Origin of the sequence: Pseudoalteromonas sp. CR1 (assembly GCF_019392235.1) — a bacterium.
Classification (GTDB): Bacteria; Pseudomonadota; Gammaproteobacteria; order Enterobacterales; family Alteromonadaceae; genus Pseudoalteromonas.
The window spans coordinates 171,321-189,909 of record NZ_JAHXRM010000005.1 but is presented as its reverse complement, the minus strand read 5'-3'; the positions used below and the strand labels follow the sequence as shown (position 1 = coordinate 189,909).

Here is an 18,589-nt window from a genome sequence, read left to right as displayed (position 1 = left end):
GTCATCAGCTATAGTTAATGTAATCATCAAACGCTTCAGCCAATTTTTCCGTTTCACTAAACACGGTGTTCCAATATTTAATCCGTGTATCTGCATCGAGATCGGTAAAGTCGTTTCTGTCTGGAATTTTTCCGTAAGGTAAACCGGCTATAAATTTTTTTGATGGGGTGATCATAACTACGTTGTCGTAATTAAGTGGCGACACTTTGCGTTTTAAATTTTTATCAAACCACCCTGCTTTTGGCTCGCTATTAAAATGCGGATATAAAATTAAGCCTGGGTTATTAATTTTTAAATCAAAGTGGTAGTCAATTATTCCGCCATCGCGATACATACCTTGTGGCGAGCCTGCAATATTTTTTATGCCTTGCATTACAAGTGGTATAGAGCCCGATGCAAGTAAGGCGTCTTTTAAATTAGTTTGGCTAAGTGCTATGTTTTGCGTTTTAAAATTATAACTATCGGTTATTGATAAGTTACTGTTTGGCGCGCCAAAAATAAATCGCTCGTACTGCGAGCCTAATAATTTTCGGTTAACACGGTTGAGCATATAACTTTTTGATAAACCTAAAAGCTGAACTAATTTATTTTCGCTAGCAATAAAGCCATTAGATTTAGCCACTATAAAATGCGCTTTAAAAACGGGGTTATTTATTATTTCGGTTACGCCATTATCGCCAAATACATCTTCAAGTAATGCGCGGGCTTTAATTGTGATTTCGCTAGGCGTTGGTTTATTACTAGAATAGCGCGTTTGCGAATACGATTTTGCTAAACGCTCAATGGCAGCAACCGGATCGTTTTGGGCAAAACACGCAGAGCGAAATGCGCCAGCAGATGATCCAATTAAATTAAGCGGTTGAGTGCGGTTTTTAAAAAATTCGCCAAAAATATATTTGTCTAATCCAAATAAGGTAAACCATTTAGGCCCGCCACTCGCTCCTAAAAAAGAGGTAAATAGCTCAGGTTTAAAACCTTGTTCGTTTATTATTTTTGCTGCGTTCTTCCCTGCGACAATGTCGATCATGTCTGTATTTTTACCTTTTATATATCTATTTTAAACTTTCACATGCTCTAAATATGAATAATTATGCAAAATTAAAAAGCGACTTTATGCTGCCATAAAGCCGCTTTTTATCGTTAAAGTTACTTAAAATACGCGAATCAATCCCAAATGCCGTCTTCGCATTTTCCCTGTACTTTTACGTCTTTTACTTTAAATTCGGGTTCTATGCCTTTGTCTCTTTGTGCGTGGTAATCGTGTGTTACCGACAAAATAGTTGGCGTTAACAGTATGATAGCGATTACGTTAACCACTGTCATTAATCCTAATGCTATATCGGCTAAATCCCATACTTCTTTTAATGTGGCCGATGCGCCCCAAAGCATCATTGATAAATAAAGAAATGTGTAAATACCGCGCCCTACTTTGTTATCAAGCTTAAATAAATGTAAGTTACTTTCAGCATAGGCATAGTTAGCTACCACTGAGGTAAATGCAAATAGCGTGATAGCTGCTGCTACAAAGTACACACCACCTTGTGCTAAATGCGCGGTCATGGCGCTTTGCGTTAAACGTATACCTTCCATTTCGCCGCTTATGTCTACATCGGCTAATAAAATAACGACGGCGGTACAACTACAAAGTACAATGGTGTCGAAAAATACGCCAAGCATTTGTATGTAGCCTTGTGTTACTGGGTGATTAGGAATGGGGCTTGCGCTTGCAGCAGCATGCGGCACACTACCCGCACCCGCTTCGTTAGAATATAGACCGCGTTGAATACCATTTTTAATGGCTGCGCCCATTGCACCTGCGCCCGCTTCTTGCAAACCAAAAGCAGATAAAAACACATCTTTTAGCATGCCAGGTACTTGTGGCAAGTTCATAATTGTAATAATAACGGCAGCTGCTACAAACAATATACCCATTAATGGCACTACACGCTCCGCAAAACGGGCAATGGCTTTAAAGCCGCCTAAAATAATCGACCCTGCTAATACCGTAATAACTAAACCTGAATAAAAAGTGGGTACTTCGAATGCATAGTTTAGTGCATCGGTAATTGTATTTGTTTGCATTGCGCTAAAGGTAAAGCCATAGCCTAAAAATAAACACGCGGCAAATACTATAGCAAAGGCACGGCTGCCCAACCCTTGTTGAATGTAATACGCAGGGCCACCTCTAAATTCACCGTTACTATCGCGAATTTTGTATACTTGGCCTAATATACTTTCGGCAAACCCGGTTGCCATGCCAAGTATGGCAATAACCCACATCCAAAATATGGCACCACTGCCGCCAAGCGAGATAGCCACGGCAACACCGGCTAAATTACCCGTTCCTACCCGAGCACAAAGCCCGGTACACAATGCCTGAAATGACGAAATATCGTTTTTATTACATTTACTACTGCCTTTTAACAGGCTAAACATATGTTTAAATTTAACTATTTGAATTGCTTTTAAACGCACAGAAAACCATACGCCGGTGAAAAGTAAAATATAGATGAGTACCTGACCTTCTCCCCACAACAGGTTATTTACACTTTTTACTACCGTATCGAACATTGCGAATTCCTTATTATATTTTTATAGTTATGCGCTTTAACATAGTCATTTTAAAATGTACTCGCAACGCTTACTCTTTCATATGCAATAAAGGCAACCATGTTGCCTTTAAATTTCGCCTTATTTGCTTTGTAAATGTACCCCTGCAATCATACACCTTACAGAGCCACCAGCAGATTCAATGGTAGGTATAGGCAAAGCCACTAGTTTAGCCGTTTTTTGTATCGCAATTATTTGCTCGCCCGTTAGCGCATTGTAAGCGGTTTGCGACAGCGCTAAGATTCGGCCGTTTTTACCTTTTAATTCAATGGCATTTCCGCAAAATTTATTTATTTGCTCAACTGACAGATCGATTACTTCGTGATGGCTTTGTAAAAAATGCCCTACCAGCGCACTGCGCTGCGCTTCGGGCACCATACTTAAGCCAATCATTACAAACTTGCTGGCTACGCACATTAGTACATTAGTGTGATACACCGCTATACCTTGCTCATCAGCGGCGTTAAACACAACTGGCTTAAACGAAAGTAAATTACACACAGTATTTACTACCGATCTTGTTGTGCGCTTAGATTCTACCGCATAAGCAAGTTTATAGTGGTGATCGAGTACCAATGATCCGGTGCCTTCTAAAAATGCATTTTCTTTCGCTAAATGTGCATAATCACTCACTACCGACACTTTATAGTGATCTGTTAAATAATCAATTATATCTTTACGATATTCTAATCTTCTGTTTTCAACAAACATTGGGTAAATAATTAATTGCCCATTTTGATGCGTAGAAAACCAGTTATTTGGAAAGACAGAATCGGGCGTATGTGTTTGCTCGTCTTCAAATAAATGAACGGTTACACCTTCATTTTGTAATAACTCAACCGCATTGGTAACTTCTTTAAAGGCTTGTTCGCTTTCATTTTTTGCTGCACATTCACTTTGAAACGCATTGTCGAGCATAGTTTGTGGATTAGACGTAAAGTGATGCGGACGCACCATCACAACTGCGCTCGGTGCTTGTTGTATTAGGCTCATGCTGCGTTCTCTTTATCTATACGCGGTACTTCAAGAACTGAAAATAAGTTACGCGGGTCGCGCTGCTGGGTGATCAGGTCGAGTATTTCGTATTCTCCTGATTTAATAAGTTGCTCGCGAATATACACTAACGCGGTAAAATCTTCGCTTGCAAAGCCGACACCATCAAAAATAGTAAGCTCTTTTTCGCTTGTACGACCAAGTTGCTGTTTATTAATGACTTTATGAAACTCGGTTACAGCAAAGCACCTGCTCATTTGTTGAATTTCGCCCTCGATTCTGGTTTGTGGTTCATACTCTACAAATACATTAGCGCGTTCGAGTAAAGCGGAATCAAGCTCGGTTTTGCCTGGGCAGTCGCCACCAATCGCATTAATATGAACACCTTCTGGGATCATATCGTTTGTTAAAATGGTTGCGTTTGTTTTATCGGCCGTGCATGTGGTAATTATGTGTGCGCCCTTTATTGCCTCTTCAACACTTTCACATATAGTCACGTTTAAACCTTTAGTGCTTAAGTTATTAAACGCTTTTAGAGAGGCTGCTTCGTCTATATCGTATAAACGAATGTGTGTAATACCCAATACCGCTTTAAACGCTAAAGCCTGAAACTCAGACTGAGCTCCATTACCAATCAGGGTTAAGGTGGTTGAGTTTTTTGGTGCTAAATAAGTAGCCACAAGCGCTGATGTTGCAGCAGTGCGTAGTGCGGTTAATAGGCACATTTCGCTGATCATCACCGGGTAACCGCTATCCACATCCGACAAAATACCAAATGCTGCCACCGTTTGAAGCTCTTTAAAGGTATTTTTTGGGTGACCATTTACGTATTTGCAGCTAAACATTTTGCCATCGCTTACCGGCATAAGCTCTATTACACCATCGGGAGAATGTGCTGCATAACGCGGCGATTTATCAAATTCGTGCCAACGAGCAAAGTCGTGTTTTAGTTTGTTAGTTAGGCTAACTAATACATTTTCTATTCCTAATGTGTTTATTAGCTTGGCCATAGCTTGAACACTTACAAATGGAACACCGTGTTTTGGCTGCGCTATAAAATGACTCATGACTACCTCTGTAATAACAATATAAACTAATTAAAATAAGTTTATCGACTACAGATGCCACTTAAAATGCTAATACTTTATACAAATAATGGTATTTTTTAGCAATTTGCTAGGCATAAATATAAATTTTTAGTATTTTGTATAAAAAATAATTAGAGGTAAGCGTATGCTCCCTTATATTTATGACTCATTAGATAACGCCCTAATAGCCGAATTAAGAAAAGACGGCCGTGCATCTATTTCTGCTTTAGCTGATGTTTTAAAGGTGTCGCGCGGGACAGTACAAAACCGCTTGGATCGGTTAGTTTCATCGGGCGCTATATTAGGTTTTACTGTGCGGGTGCACGAACACATAGAAACCGAAGCCGTAAGAGCAATAATGATGGTGGAAGTGGTGGGTAAATCGACCTCGCAAGTTATAAAAACAATGCGCGGCATACCCGAGCTCACTAAGTTACATACCACCAACGGCGCTTGGGATTTAGTAGCAGAAATACAAGCAGGAAACCTAAGTGACTTTGATGGCGTACTTAGGCAAGTACGCGAGATAGATGGCATTTTAAATAGCGAAACCAGTATTTTATTGTCATCTACTTAAGCATTAATGTTAACACGTGAATATTGATATCGCCTTGCTCATGTCTGATCTTACAGTTTAAGTAATTAGATTTTGACCTCATTTAACAGACAGCTATTAGCAAGAAGTAGTTAGTCAAAAATCTTAATTTCTGAAGTCAAGATTTGACCCAAGGCTTTCCTTTAATGTCTGAAGTCAAGATTTGACCCTAGGCTTTTCTAGGCTTTTAATGAATACTGTCGAGTGAGCATATAGTCGGCAATGTAATTTAAATACGCAGAGCGAGTTTTTATTTTCAATCCGTCGAATTGACGCTGTATGTATGCACAGTAATAGCTCAGTCGCTCGCATAGTCAAGAAAACGACCCAGTCGCTCGTTTTATAATGAAAAGAAAAGCGAGCACGGATGAATTTTAATAACACTGGCAATTAGTTGACAAGTTTGTTAAAAATAAACCAATAAGAAAACGAGCTACATTGTGGTAGAAATACGCGCGATTAGCTCGCTATAAACATCTTAGGCATACAAGGAAGTCGCTACCATCGAAGATTCAATTTCTGTCAAAAAAAATTACTCTAAAGCTAGCTATATAATGGCTATGTTGAGTTTATCCATGCTTGTGATATTTATCGGCATATTTAAAACAGGTTTATCTTTATATGATGTTTTCCAAACCATAAAACTTGATGGTGTGGGAGATCCAAAAGTCATGGCTGGCCACATAAGCAAATCATTAGTTAATTATGTAGTTTACTTTTTTCTGGCTTTACCAGGCTGGTTATTAGCTATGAGTGTTTTATTTTTTACCAAATATAGGTCAAAGCGCTACTACAACTTTTTAGTTATGATTTCCGTATTTTTAATTCTAGGCTTTCCATTCTCTACTTTATTTGGAGTCTTGCTTGGTATTACTTTGTTAATAAAGCGTAAGCAGTTTAAAGTATGCCTAACAAGCTAATTAACAAGGACAAAAAACAGTTTGCTGTTTTCGTTCCTCAACATTTTAGCAAACAATTTTTTGCCTGTTATTAGGGCGTTATGTTTTTCTCAAGTAAGGAGTGCTGGACATGTCAATGATTGCGTCATTGAAGAGTGTAAATGAAAATAAACTAAAGAGTTTGTTATCAAACCCTGATGGATTAACTTCATATTTATATGAAGAAGATGGGAAAGTTTGTGATGTTGATAAAGCTTGGCATGCCATTCATTTCCTATTAAATAAGGCTGTATGGGAGTTTTCATCTATTGGTGGTTCTGTTTTTTTAGGTGGAACTCCGATCTCAGATGAAGATGTTGGATATGGACCAGCCCGATACTTTACCGCGGAAGAGAGCGCCGCAATCTCAGAAGAATTAATGGAAGTTTCTGATGTTACTCTTCTGAAACATTTTGAGGCTTTGGTATCTGAATCAGAAATTTATCCAGGATTTTCAGATAATGAAGAAGATAGAGAGTACATCGCTCAGAATTTTACACACTTAAAAGAGTTTTGTTCGGAAGTGGTTAAGTCTGGAAACAGTATAATTACGTATATGTGCTAAAAATCATAACACATATGAGCCTTAACTCTGTCAATAGGCATTAGTGTTCTTTTTGACCGTTTTTATAAATTGACGGTCAATTCTAAACCAATAAACAAATTCGTTTACTTCGTCTGTCGATACGGCTGTTAAAGCTAATGGGGTCAAATCTTGACTTCATACATTAAAAACCTTCAATGTTTTCTCGCAGCACATATATGACTATCATATTTAGTTAAGGCTTATTCAGTTAAACAACCGTAATTTTTTACGGTTGTTTCTAAACTATTTGTTTTACAGCTACATTGCGTAGCTGTGTGCGTAATCTACAATCCGTGCATTTTGGCTTTTTAAGTATTCACGTCCCGCTTTTACACCAAGTTTATGATCTTTACGTAAATCGTCGTTTGTACTGCCTAGTAATTTGCTGTGCAGTGTTTCATCTGCAAAAATTTGTATAATTTCTACATCACTAGGCGGGTTTGTCATAAAGTTTAGCTCGTCTAGGTAAGCTTGTTCATGCTGAATTAGGTAGTCGAGCGTTTTTGGACAGTAACCTGCTGCCGTAGCAAGCGATCTAAGCTTTTGAACCCATGCCGATTGCGCTTGAAAATCAGCGTCTACCGTTCTTATAACCACAATCTTACGCGCGCCACGGTTGTACGCTTCGCGGACTGGTAATGGTGCAGCTAGTCCACCGTCAAGAAAAAAGTCTTCTTGAGGTTCGGTAATTGTGTTTGCTTCGTTAGCGGCTTGTGCATTTAGCCAAGGTGTTAATTTAACACCTTGTTTGTACAAAAAGGGTAATGCGCTTGACGCTTTTAATAGCTCGCGCCATTGATGCTCTTCACCTGTTGGTGATAAGTAATACGCTTTTCTGTCACGTGCGTTTGTAGCAGTAATAAGTAACTCACGTTCACCTAATGATGTTTTAGCTGTTTTAAAGTCAATTGCTCTATTTACTTCTTTGGTTTTATCAAAGTACCAGTCTAAATCAACAATGTGTTTTCCCATTAAGCCACGACCTAGTTGAAAAAAACGTTTATTACGAGACAGCCCTCTAATCAGGCGTTTAGCGTAACCTTTTTGACGAGCTAAATAGCTTGTTAAGTTTTGTGAACCTGCCGATGTGCCAATAAATAAATCAAATGGGTCGTAGTTTTGTTCTAACCACGCATCAAGTACACCTGCGGTGAAAATCCCTCGCTGTCCGCCACCTTCAGCAATTAACGCAACCTTAGGCTGTGCTATTTTAGTTACTGAAGAAGCTGTTGCGCTGTTTAGAGAGTTCACGGGATACCTGCCTTTAATTTAATAATGTTTGTTTCAATAAATACATTTTATAGAATTAAAGTAATGCCTTAAAATTGATTGTTTAAATCAATTTGATTGATAAAACAGAACGATAAATCATCTATTAATACACTTAACTAATAGTTACTAATGCGTTTTGTTTTATTTTAAATGTTTAGGCATCACATCAATTAATTTAAATTGTAAATTACTGATTGATGCCCCTACTTTAACAAGCCTTAGGTGTACGCTTGCTTAACTAAAATAAAAATGAGTGTTAACGAGTGTATTAAATAACTAAGTAACCTATTTTACTTAGCTATAAAAAATTAAGCCGTTTGTGTATTAGCTTGGCGCTCTAACTTATAGTTTTCTGAGTTTAAGCCTTTTTTCCAATAACCTGATGACACGATATTAGTACGCGGTACAGCAAGCTTACTAGTTAATAGCGTTTTCAGCTCACGTACTAATCCTGCCTCGAGTGCCATAAATATAATAGGTGGCTGTTCATGTTGCTGTAGTGTGCTTAAGGCATTAGCCATCTCAATCTCTGGCGTTGTAGTTATTAACCAATTGACCTGGCGCGTTGAATCTAAGCTGATAATATCCGCTTTATTCGGGGTATGAATAAACGCGTCAATTTTAGCGTTTATTGGCAATTGCTGAACATACCCTTTAATAGCATTCACCGAGGTTAAATCGCCTAGTAACACATAATGTGAGTGCTGGTAATTTTCAAGCTTTTTAGGACCAGGGCCTGCAATAGCTAGTTCATCACCTACTTTGGCAACTTTTGCCCAATTAGTCGCAGGGCCTTGGTGCATATTAATAACAAAATCGAGCGTAATTGCACCATTGCTTTTATTTACATTTTGTATTGTGTACGAACGCATACACGCCGTTTTTAAATTGAAGTCGGCCACACCGTTTTTTGAAATAAGCACTTTTACATAACTGCCAATGTGATCAGAGGTTAAATCTGTAAACTCGTCAGAACCTAAAACTATACGTTGTAAATGTGGGGTTATTTGCTTTGTGCTTAATACTGTTACTTTGCGTATTTTTTTTGCCATATAAATTAACCTCATTGATTAAAAATTACTGCTTTATAAAGCAGATGTTGCACAACGCCCCATTGGTTGATAAAATCAACTATAGCAATTTAATTGACATTGTCAACCATTATGGATTTATTATGTATACCTCATTAGCCAATACATTATTTACTTTAATGCAAAATTATCGCGTTACCATACGCGAAGCGATTAATGCGAGCGAGCTTGGATTAAACGCAATGCACGTACGCTGCTTTCATATTATTGCAACCACAACTCAGTGCACAGCAAACGATATTGTGAATCAAACTCAGCGCGATAAAGCCCAAATAGCACGGTTAGTGAAAGAACTACTTGCGTTAAATTTGATTAATAAAACGGCCAGTGAACACGACAAGCGTTGTTTTATTTTGTCATTTACCTCTGAAGGTCGTACGCTTTATGACAAGCTATTAACTGCCGAACAGCAAGTAAATGCACAAATGTGTAAAAATTTAAACTCACAGCAAATCAATGACTTTTTACACACGGCACAGCAAATGATCAAAAACATGGATTGATCTGCCATTCATTACTTGGCATAACGAATATAAAACACATATACTGTACACTTATACAGTACATGTGTTTTGGTTGTTTATTTATGTTTGTTATTCCTATTTATATAGAAGCAGGTATTTGCGGGTTTGAATCTCCTGCAGCACAATACACTGAGCTTGGCGTTTCCCTTGATGAGCTATTAATAAAGCACCCTGATGCCACATTTATTGGTATTGCGTCGGGTAGCTCTATGCAAGAAGTAGGGATTTTTGAGGGTGATTTACTCGTAGTAGACCGAGCAGAGCACGCTAAAGATGGCGATGTAATTGTGGCTAATTTAAATGGCCTATTTGTGTGTAAGCTACTTGATAAAACAAACGCTCGATTGCTATCGGCCTCGCCTTTATATCAACCCGTTAATATTACGCCTAGCGATGAATTTCAGCTTGAAGGCGTAGTCAGTTTGTCAATTCGTATGCACCGCCAAAGCCCTGAGTTACTTTCATGTATGCCTTAGTCGATGCAGTGGCGTTTTATGCCAGCGCCGAAAAAGTATTTGATCCCGCCATTCGCTCAAAACCTGTTGTAGTACTTACCAATAACGATGGCTGCGTGTGTGCGGTATGCCCTATTGCGCGTAAGCTTAATATTCCTAAATTTGGCCCTTACTTTAAAGTTAAGCAGTTATTAGAACAAAACAATGTGGTTGTACGCTCTAGTAACTATGAACTATACGCTAATTTAAGCGACCGAATGATGAGTGTGATTGGTCGCTTTTGTGACATCCAGCATATTTATAGTATTGATGAATCGTTTTTGCACTTTAGCGGCTATGAAAACGTTGTAAAAGATTGGCATACATACGGGCACCTTATTAGACGAACCCTATGGCGAGAAACAAAGCTCCCCGTGGGCGTTGGTTTTGGTCCAACGCCTACTCTTGCAAAAGCAGCAAATCATGCAGCTAAAAAATTAACAGGCTTTGACGGTGTTGCTGTCATAAATGACGAAGCAAGCCGCCGTGCAATTTTACAACGCATGGACTGCCAAGATGTATGGGGAATTGGCAAACGCTTAGCTAAAAAGCTAAAAATAATGAACATAAATACCGCATGGCAGCTTGCCCAACAAAACCCAAAAACTATGCGCCGCGCTTTTAGTGTGGTGGTAGAGCGCACAGTAAGCGAGCTTAATGGCTTAGTATGTTTAAACTGGGATGATGTACGCCAAGATAAACGCGAAATTTACTCAACTCGTAGCTTTGGAGAGCGTATTTATGAACCAACCGCTCTTAAAACCGCTTTAATTAACCATGTTACTATTGTGGGTAAAAAACTAAGAGCCCAAAAGTCGCTTGCAAAGCAATTATATATTTTTGCATCGAGTTCATCCCATGAAGACGTATTTTATAAAAAGTCTTATATGTATCAGTTTAGCATGCCAACAAACGATACCTGCGTTATGGCCAATGCGGTGTCTGAGGTATTTGAAAAAATTTACCAACCTGGCGTGCGGTTTTATAAGTGTGGTGTAGGTGCACTAGAACTCACCGCTGAGCAATTTCAGCAAAGTGACTTATTTGCACCACAACAAGATAACCCAAAGTTGATGGGCTGTTTAGATGCTATTAATACCCGATACGGCAAGGGTATGTTGGGCTTAGCAAGTAGTAAATTAAACGATCGCTGGCATATGAACAGAGATTTTTTATCGCCTCAGTACACAACCCGCTGGCGCGATATACCAAAAATAAAATGCGATTTATAGACGCTTTAATTCAAACTTGCACTGAACATTAGCATTTTTAATCAAGTATTCTAACTGTGTATCAGAAACAAAATTTAGCGTGCGGCTAACATCTAATATATCGTTATTACTGTCACACCGGTCTTGGCGTAAATCCATTGTTAAGCCAATACTCGTATATTTAAACTTTGTAGTTACTAGGCAAAAATCAGGGACTTTATTAGTTTGTGTGCCATTATGTAAATCAATAAAAGAAATTAAACTGCCAAGTCTAAAACCCAAATCAGTATTATTTTTATCAAGCCACATTAATGAGCCTGAATCGCAATAGCGAGCATCGCCAGAAACTAATTCATAATCGCCAACTTTACTATTAAACAAGCTAACAAACTTAGTTTTGTTACTAGGTAAAATCGTTTTAGCAAAAGACTGATTAGCAAAAAATAAACAACAAACACATAGTAAAACTTTATAATTTTTCATTAAAGAAACCTAACAAGTCACAATACAATTAGCTTAACACATTAAACCTACTTACTTATTTTAAAATTTATGCAAAAAAAATCCCTTGATAGCAATCAAGGGATTTAATAGTTATACAATTAGACTGTTGTTATTTGTAAAACAACTGTGCTCTTCTGTAAACAAACAAAGCGGTTAAGAGTAATAAGAAGAAACTGAAAGAACCTCCTCCACTTTTATCACCTTCTTTAGGTGTTGGCAGTGCAACAGGTACATCATTAACGGTAACGATAACACTTTGCTCTGTCTCCCCTTCACCATCAGAAACGCTGAGTTTAAAGCCAAGTTCACTTGTTACAGATACACTTGGTGCGATAAACGACAATGTATTTGAATTAGCATCTTCAATTGCGACTTCTATACCTTGTGTTTGAACCCAGCTGTAAGTAAGTTCAGATGACTCTTTGTCTGTTGCAGTTGCTGTAACGCTAACGTCTTTACCCTCATCAACCGATAAAGAAGATGAGCTCAACTCAACTGCTGGTAATTGATTAACGTGCATAAAGGTCACTGTATATACCTCTGTGAACTGCTCGTAACCATCTGAGATTAATAAAGTGATATCTGTAGTGAACGTTTCCTCTAATTCACCTACAGTCAGTGTCGCTTTACTGTCTGTCTCTGAAGGCGCCAGTGATAATTGAGGATGATCAATACTCCACTCAAAACTTAGCAAATCACCATCAGGATCTGTTGTTCCTGACGCATCAAGCTCAGTAGTTGAAAGCTCTTCAATGGTTGCTGGAATTGTTATATCTAAAACAGGCGCTTGGTTTAAACTTTCTTCAGCTAACTTAGCAACTAATTCAATCACACCATTAACTTCACCGTCTAAGTCAAATTCACTGCCGTCTGTTACTGCAAAAGTAAAGCAACCTGAACAAATTTGCTCGTACACGTTACCAGTTAGCTTTGCAACCGACTGCCAACCTGTATTAGATAACAAACGAATTTGCATTTCTGAACTTAAAATAGAGTTAACGTACTCTGGTATCGCAATTTCAGCGGTACCCGATGAATTTGAAAGGGTAATATGAATATTTACAATATCACTTTTAGCTTGAAAGTGAGGTTCTGTAATATCTAAGCTATCAAAGTAAGTACTTAAGTCTTGCTCTGAAATAGACATATCAGCAATCATTTGCGTTACAGTAGTCTGTTTAATGTTACCTACTGACAAGTGATTAAACTCATCGATGCTACGAACCATATCACCTGAATCTAAAACAGCTGAATGCGTAATAGAAGAGCTATCTAAGTAATCAACAATGCCGTCTTTATCGCCATCGCTCACACCTTCTTCAGCATCAGGAATACCATCACCATCAGTATCTAACTCAGGATCATTAAAAGTAACTGCGTCAATCACACGTAAACTAATTTGATCCGTTGCAACAGCTTCGCTATTTTGTTTTATAGTAAACGTAATGTCTAGATTGTTAGAGTCCGTGAGCAATTGAGGCGTAAAAGTAATATTCCACTTTGAGGGACCAATTTTATTTACAAAATAATCACCTTGTGAAGATAGCTGGAGCTCTATTGAATTATCAGCTTCTGCACTAGGTAAATTAACTGCATGAACATCAACAATAAAGTCTGACGAATCACGTTGAACCATCTTGCTTATTACTTTTCCATTTTGATATAGATTAGTAATAAATTCAGGTTTTGCAGTTTCATTTAGAAAAACTAACTGGCTAGTATCATTTCCATCGGTAAATGAATTGTTTGTCGTATTAATGCGAATATTCGACGCATTTTCAAAGAACTCACGTTCTAGCTCTACCTTGACAAGGCCATGATGGTTTGTAGATATATATTTACTAGTATTATTGCCAATAAGATCAAAGCTTACTGAACCGTATGGGCTTTTACCACTTATGAGTACATCAATAACCGCATTACCATTTTGGTAAACATACGTAGTAGGCTGGATACTGACTTTAGGAAAAACATAAGCATTTATTTCACCTGTAGAAGTATTACCCGCTCCATCAACGGCAGAAACAGGAATTAAAATATCCCCGGTTCTAAACACAAAGTTACTATCAATATCGATAATAGCCACACCCGATACACTATCGTAGATAGCATTAGAGTTAAATAATGCCGCTTTTATGTCATCGATTGAGCTTCCATAAACATTAACTGAGTAATAGTCTTGTATAACAGGTGGCGTTGTGTCAACTAAGGTTACCGTTTGAATAGCCGTCGTTTCGTTACCAACATAATCACGAGCAACCCATGTGATTTGATGTTCACCAAGGGGCAACCATGAGCCAGAGAAAGTATAAACATAAGGTTCTAAATGTCCGTTATCAGTCGCCTCAGGAACAAAAATATTTGTAAGGTTAGTATTTTGAGACGTTGCTTCAAGAGTAATAGGCTCTAAACTTGATACAAAAACAGGGGCTATATTTTCACCCAAGCTAGAATCAGTTGGGTGACTATCTTCACTATCTTGCACACCGTCGCCGTCTGTATCTGTAGAAAGCGGATTACTAGACATCTGATACTCGTTTAGATTAGATAAACCGTCGTAGTCTGAATCCTTTGATGCATCATTAGAATCAAGTGCATTTAGTCCATTCTGTGCTTCCCAATAATCTGGAATACCGTCGCCATCAAAGTCACTAACTACATCCAGCTCAGCAGTCCATGAAATATTATCAACTGAAAAAGGCATATCTGCTAAGTAAGGGCTTTCGTATTTTACCTTCACAATATTAAAACCATCATTTACCGGAATTAACAAGCGAGAGCGATAATGCTTAATATTGTACTGAGTACCGTTAACACTAATTTGGAATGATGAGTTATTGTTTGAAAAGTAATCTAAATTAATGAACCCTGCCTCAAATAACCCTGCAATTGCAAAGCCGCTTATACTACCTGCTGGAGAAGTATTTAGGCTTAAACTTGATGAACCATCCGTAGACCAGTTGGTATTAAGCTGCCATTGTGTAGTATGTTCTGCAAGCTCTGTAAATATAGCTGGCAAAAGCCCTTCTTCAAAGCTTTCATTTAGCTGAGAAAAAGACTGCACAGTTGATGTTGCGTCATTAGCAAGGCTTTGCCCATAGAACTCTTGGATATTAGTGTAACCATCAGCATCAAAATCTAAACTTGCATCCGAAGGGTCAAGTGGTAGCAAGCCATTATTAACTTCATAGCCATCACTTAACTCATCAGAATCTGTGTCAGCTGAATTTGGATTTGTTCCTAGGTTATACTCATCAAGGGCTGAAAGGCTGTCAGCGTCATTGTCAGATTGTGCATCACTTGCATCAAAACGATTTAAACCATTTAGTAGTTCCCAGTAGTCTGGTATTTGATCGTTATCAGTATCGGTTTGATCACCGACTGGAAGCATAACAAAGTTATCAAGCCATACTGCATCAGCATCAGTTGATACTGATCCGTCTTTGGTATACTTGAACTCAATCTTATGCACCCCTTCACTAATATTAACTAAAAATGAAGTTGGTTCAGGTGCTTCTAAATTTCCACGCTCAGCAAAACCAATAACTTCTTGGCCATCTATAGTCACCATAAAAAAGTCACAACAATATTCAGAATCAATTTTATAATCGAACGCTAAAACCCCTTCTTCAAATAAACCCGTGACAGTAAACCCGCTAAACTGAGAATCAGAGATATCTCCTGAACGAATACTTTGTGAGCCCTGTGTGGCAAAGTCGTCTGTGATAAACCACGGCGCACTTGAGTTTGCTGATTCAATCATCCATGTTGGAAGTGTATCGCTTTCAAATGACGTTGTGATATTTAAAGCAACAGGGTAAGAGGTATCTGACTGAGGGTCTGTATTTGCTTGAAACTCTGTAAGGTTAGTAAATCCATCATTGTCAGCATCTTGTGACGCATCTGAGGCATCCGTAAGATTTAGGCTGTTGTTATATTCCCACCCATCAGGCATTAAATCGCCATCAGTATCTGAGATGTTAGGTAAACCATTATTTAAAAACTCAAGAAGGTTAGATAAACCATCGTTGTCTAAATCAAGTGCTGAATCGTCAGTATTTATATCCAAACTATAAGATAATTCCCACATATCTGACATACCATCACCGTCAGAATCAGGGAAGCTAGGCCCAATATATAAATTATCGATAAATACAGCATCTAAACCTTCAGACACTATAACGTCTTTAGTGTACACAAACTTAACTGTATTGAACCCAGCAGGAACTGGAAAAGAAGCCACCTTCCAGTCAGTTAGGCCTGACTCATTAAGCACTAATGAATCGTTAATATAAACTTTGAAAAAGTCATAAGTTGCTTCAGTTTCCAATAGGTAGTTAAAGTTAACAAAACGTTGTTCGTCACTTAAAAATTGAAACTCAATGCTCGTTTGTTGCGAATCAGGAATATCACTGCTAGATAACACTAAGCCATCATGACCGTCATAATTAGTAATAAACCAAGGCGCTTGAGGATTTGAAGAAACTAATAATTCAGGGACAACTGCGTCATCAAAATTATAGGTAGTTTCAGGAAAAACAGAAGGTTCAGAGTTTGGATCAGTTGGGTCGCTGTTACCATAATACTCAATTAAGTTAACCCAGCTATCGGCATCAAAATCAAGTTCTGCATCAGCTGCATCAAGTGGATTAAAAGCAAAAGTGACTTCCCAACCATCTGGCATACGATCGGAATCTGAATCCGCATTGTTAGGCAGTGTCATGTAGACGTTTAATTCATCGTAATCAGATAAACTATCAGCATCAGAATCAACTAAGTTTGGAAAAGTATTTGCCAAGTATTCTTCCAAGTTAGAAAGGCCATCTTGGTCTAAATCTAAATTGGCGTCATCGGCATCTGAAGGGTCTAGTCCGTATAAAAGTTCCCAGTTATCATCCATTAAATCTGAATCAGTATCGACAAACTTAATATTATCGCAAATAACTTCTACTTCATTAAATGCTGAAATTACATCAGATGCATTATAGTTTAAGTCAATTGCAGAGTTGATTGCTCCACATGCACCATCGATAAAACCACTCGAATTAACCCAGTAGTTTTGATTTGCTTTTAGCATTATTTCAAACGCTTTTTGAGGATCCCAGCCATCAGTATTTGAAAGCAGGAAAAAAGCACGGTTAAAAACACCACTACTAAAGTGAACATCCATGCCCGGGTAAAAATCGCTGGCTTTATCAATAGAAACACCATCTAATGAAGGCGTTTCAAAGTAACGAAGAGCTGGATCTACTTTTGAAATATCCGCCCCTGATAACCAGTCGGTTTCACCACGTAAAAAATACTCTGCAGTTTCACCTGCCATATCAGAGAAAGACTCGTTAATTCCGCCTGATTGATTAGAGTAAATAAGATTGGAGTTTTGACTAGTAAAGCCGTGGCTAACCTCATGAGATACAATATCAAGTGAAACCAGCGGGTATAACCTATCAGCGCCATCACCAAAGGTCATTGCTTGGCCATTCCAGGTGGCATTTTCCCAGTTATCCCCACTGTGAACTCGCATTAACAATTGAAATGTAAGCGGTGCAGTGTTGTACCATTGCTGATACATATCAAAAACAGCGGTTCCAAATGCATGAGCGTCATTTAATGGAGAAAAAGCACCATTTATTTCCTTATGTGTATTACGATCACATGTGAATGAAAAGGCTTCACTTGGCTCAGAGCCCGATTCCATAGTGACCGTTTTTACTTTGTCATTTTCTAAAAAACAGGTCTCACCAACTTGAGTAACATTAAAGGCGTCTTTATCTGTACCGTATTCATACTGGCCAATCTTTTGATTACCACCAGGTCCTGTCCCGTCAACACTTTGAATATTGTCCCACAGTTCAAAAATCTGATAAGTCGATTCACTTATTAAACCTATTGGCATTTTTTCAATGCCATTCTCAGTTACTTTGAGTTCAATTAAGCGAACGTAGTAAGCTTTTCCATCATGAATATAAATGTAGCGCTTATTATTTATTATTTCACTCTCTAGTGAATCATCTAATTTAGACTTAGTCAGCAACGATTTAACCGCCTTTGACTGATCAAAAGTGGTGCTCGCGGTTTTATTCAAAGATGCAAAGTTAATGTTTTTAGCAAAAAAACCACTAATATGTTCAGAGTTAGATTGAACTCTAATTTGCTGCCCCCATACTGGAACCCCAGAAAAGTATTGCTGCATCTTTTTAGAAGATGCATTAACTTGTTGTGAAAGGCTCAATTGAGGTTGTTCTAATTCTACAAAATAAGAACTTGCCGAAGATGTATTGGCAATAGAAGGGTTTTGATTTAAAAGTTGCTTAACTTCTTGGGTGGATGATTTATTTATTCGCTGTGAAACAGCAGCTTGAGAACTTAGCGTGTTCAAAAAGCAAAATGCTATCAATCCTGATGAAAGTGTTTTATACATAACATTCCTATGTCGTATATTGTAATTATTCAGTGTTTATTCATTTAAAAACAGTCAAATGTAACATATTTGATAATGGAGAGTCATTCAAAAAACTAGTTTAATAGGTACAATTGTTAACTAATGTAAAAGGTAACTAAATAATTAATTGAAACTGTGATTTGAATTTTAAAGGTGAGAAAAATAAATAATAAGCATACAAAAAACTGCATAAAAATTAAACATCTACGCAGATTTCTGTTTCAAAAAGTTGTTAAGAGTA

At 37.9% G+C, this 18,589-nt stretch carries 14 protein-coding genes; 6 read left to right on the top strand and 8 right to left on the bottom strand.

Going from position 1 to position 18,589, the window contains the following annotated elements; genetic code table 11:
• Window positions 1-4: 4 nt before the first annotated feature.
• The 4 genes from KZZ04_RS06980 to KZZ04_RS06965 form a co-directional block, all read right to left on the bottom strand.
• On the bottom strand, window positions 5-1,027 hold the full coding sequence (locus tag KZZ04_RS06980) for a patatin-like phospholipase family protein (RefSeq protein ID WP_219422250.1): 1,023 nt from the start codon (window positions 1,025-1,027) through the stop codon (window positions 5-7).
• A 137-nt stretch (window positions 1,028-1,164) separates the two neighbouring features.
• Window positions 1,165-2,571 (bottom strand): sodium:alanine symporter family protein, encoded by a 1,407-nt coding sequence (locus KZZ04_RS06975; protein ID WP_219422249.1) that lies wholly within the window; start codon window positions 2,569-2,571, stop codon window positions 1,165-1,167.
• Window positions 2,572-2,691: 120 nt separating this feature from the next.
• On the bottom strand, window positions 2,692-3,603 hold the full coding sequence (ctlX, locus tag KZZ04_RS06970) for a citrulline utilization hydrolase CtlX (protein ID WP_219422248.1): 912 nt from the start codon (window positions 3,601-3,603) through the stop codon (window positions 2,692-2,694).
• Complete coding sequence (locus tag KZZ04_RS06965) at window positions 3,600-4,670, bottom strand: ornithine cyclodeaminase (RefSeq protein WP_219422247.1); 1,071 nt, start codon at window positions 4,668-4,670, stop codon at window positions 3,600-3,602. Before KZZ04_RS06965 ends, ctlX begins: the two co-directional genes overlap by 4 nt.
• A gap of 166 nt (window positions 4,671-4,836) precedes the next feature.
• Between KZZ04_RS06965 and KZZ04_RS06960 the strand changes: the two genes are divergently transcribed.
• The 3 genes from KZZ04_RS06960 (at window position 4,837) to KZZ04_RS06950 (ending at window position 6,789) form a co-directional block, all read left to right on the top strand.
• Entirely contained in the window at window positions 4,837-5,268 is a 432-nt protein-coding gene (locus KZZ04_RS06960; RefSeq protein ID WP_058553230.1) for an Lrp/AsnC family transcriptional regulator, read from the top strand.
• Window positions 5,269-5,840: 572 nt separating this feature from the next.
• Entirely contained in the window at window positions 5,841-6,206 is a 366-nt protein-coding gene (locus tag KZZ04_RS06955) for a hypothetical protein (protein WP_138528229.1), read from the top strand.
• Between the two features lie 109 nt (window positions 6,207-6,315).
• Window positions 6,316-6,789, top strand: a complete 474-nt coding sequence (locus KZZ04_RS06950; RefSeq protein WP_058405333.1) for a YfbM family protein — start codon at window positions 6,316-6,318, stop codon at window positions 6,787-6,789.
• 279 nt (window positions 6,790-7,068) lie between these two features.
• Here KZZ04_RS06950 and KZZ04_RS06945 read toward each other — a convergent pair whose 3' ends face one another.
• Both KZZ04_RS06945 and KZZ04_RS06940 read right to left on the bottom strand, forming a co-directional pair.
• Window positions 7,069-8,061 (bottom strand): patatin family protein, encoded by a 993-nt coding sequence (locus tag KZZ04_RS06945; RefSeq protein WP_138528227.1) that lies wholly within the window; start codon window positions 8,059-8,061, stop codon window positions 7,069-7,071.
• Window positions 8,062-8,390: 329 nt separating this feature from the next.
• A complete protein-coding gene (locus KZZ04_RS06940) occupies window positions 8,391-9,134 on the bottom strand; it encodes a siderophore-interacting protein (protein WP_219422246.1) in 744 nt (247 codons plus the stop codon).
• A gap of 122 nt (window positions 9,135-9,256) precedes the next feature.
• Between KZZ04_RS06940 and KZZ04_RS06935 the strand changes: the two genes are divergently transcribed.
• From KZZ04_RS06935 to KZZ04_RS06925, 3 genes are all read left to right on the top strand, one after another.
• Window positions 9,257-9,676 (top strand): MarR family winged helix-turn-helix transcriptional regulator, encoded by a 420-nt coding sequence (locus tag KZZ04_RS06935; protein ID WP_219422245.1) that lies wholly within the window; start codon window positions 9,257-9,259, stop codon window positions 9,674-9,676.
• An 83-nt stretch (window positions 9,677-9,759) separates the two neighbouring features.
• Complete coding sequence (umuD, locus tag KZZ04_RS06930; RefSeq protein ID WP_010556176.1) at window positions 9,760-10,173, top strand: translesion error-prone DNA polymerase V autoproteolytic subunit; 414 nt, start codon at window positions 9,760-9,762, stop codon at window positions 10,171-10,173.
• On the top strand, window positions 10,161-11,423 hold the full coding sequence (locus KZZ04_RS06925) for a Y-family DNA polymerase (protein ID WP_219422244.1): 1,263 nt from the start codon (window positions 10,161-10,163) through the stop codon (window positions 11,421-11,423). The genes umuD and KZZ04_RS06925 overlap by 13 nt, the downstream gene beginning before the upstream one ends.
• Here KZZ04_RS06925 and KZZ04_RS06920 read toward each other — a convergent pair.
• Complete coding sequence (locus KZZ04_RS06920; RefSeq protein ID WP_058405329.1) at window positions 11,418-11,885, bottom strand: hypothetical protein; 468 nt, start codon at window positions 11,883-11,885, stop codon at window positions 11,418-11,420. The two genes, KZZ04_RS06925 and KZZ04_RS06920, sit on opposite strands and share 6 nt — an antisense overlap.
• A gap of 130 nt (window positions 11,886-12,015) precedes the next feature.
• Window positions 12,016-18,327 (bottom strand): M4 family metallopeptidase, encoded by a 6,312-nt coding sequence (locus KZZ04_RS06915; RefSeq protein WP_219422243.1) that lies wholly within the window; start codon window positions 18,325-18,327, stop codon window positions 12,016-12,018.
• Window positions 18,328-18,589 lie beyond the last annotated feature (262 nt).

Bases quoted from the DNA above. Each gene is read 5' to 3' on its own strand.
- KZZ04_RS06955 (WP_138528229.1), top strand. From the start codon at position 5,841: ATGGCTATGTTGAGTTTATCCATGCTTGTGATATTTATCGGCATATTT.
- KZZ04_RS06915 (WP_219422243.1), bottom strand. From the start codon at position 18,327: ATGTATAAAACACTTTCATCAGGATTGATAGCATTTTGCTTTTTGAAC.
- KZZ04_RS06965 (WP_219422247.1), bottom strand. From the start codon at position 4,670: ATGAGTCATTTTATAGCGCAGCCAAAACACGGTGTTCCATTTGTAAGT.
- KZZ04_RS06940 (WP_219422246.1), bottom strand. From the start codon at position 9,134: ATGGCAAAAAAAATACGCAAAGTAACAGTATTAAGCACAAAGCAAATA.
- KZZ04_RS06935 (WP_219422245.1), top strand. From the start codon at position 9,257: ATGTATACCTCATTAGCCAATACATTATTTACTTTAATGCAAAATTAT.
- KZZ04_RS06980 (WP_219422250.1), bottom strand. From the start codon at position 1,027: ATGATCGACATTGTCGCAGGGAAGAACGCAGCAAAAATAATAAACGAA.
- KZZ04_RS06975 (WP_219422249.1), bottom strand. From the start codon at position 2,571: ATGTTCGATACGGTAGTAAAAAGTGTAAATAACCTGTTGTGGGGAGAA.
- KZZ04_RS06960 (WP_058553230.1), top strand. From the start codon at position 4,837: ATGCTCCCTTATATTTATGACTCATTAGATAACGCCCTAATAGCCGAA.
- KZZ04_RS06950 (WP_058405333.1), top strand. From the start codon at position 6,316: ATGTCAATGATTGCGTCATTGAAGAGTGTAAATGAAAATAAACTAAAG.
- umuD (WP_010556176.1), top strand. From the start codon at position 9,760: ATGTTTGTTATTCCTATTTATATAGAAGCAGGTATTTGCGGGTTTGAA.
- KZZ04_RS06925 (WP_219422244.1), top strand. From the start codon at position 10,161: ATGTATGCCTTAGTCGATGCAGTGGCGTTTTATGCCAGCGCCGAAAAA.
- KZZ04_RS06920 (WP_058405329.1), bottom strand. From the start codon at position 11,885: ATGAAAAATTATAAAGTTTTACTATGTGTTTGTTGTTTATTTTTTGCT.
- ctlX (WP_219422248.1), bottom strand. From the start codon at position 3,603: ATGAGCCTAATACAACAAGCACCGAGCGCAGTTGTGATGGTGCGTCCG.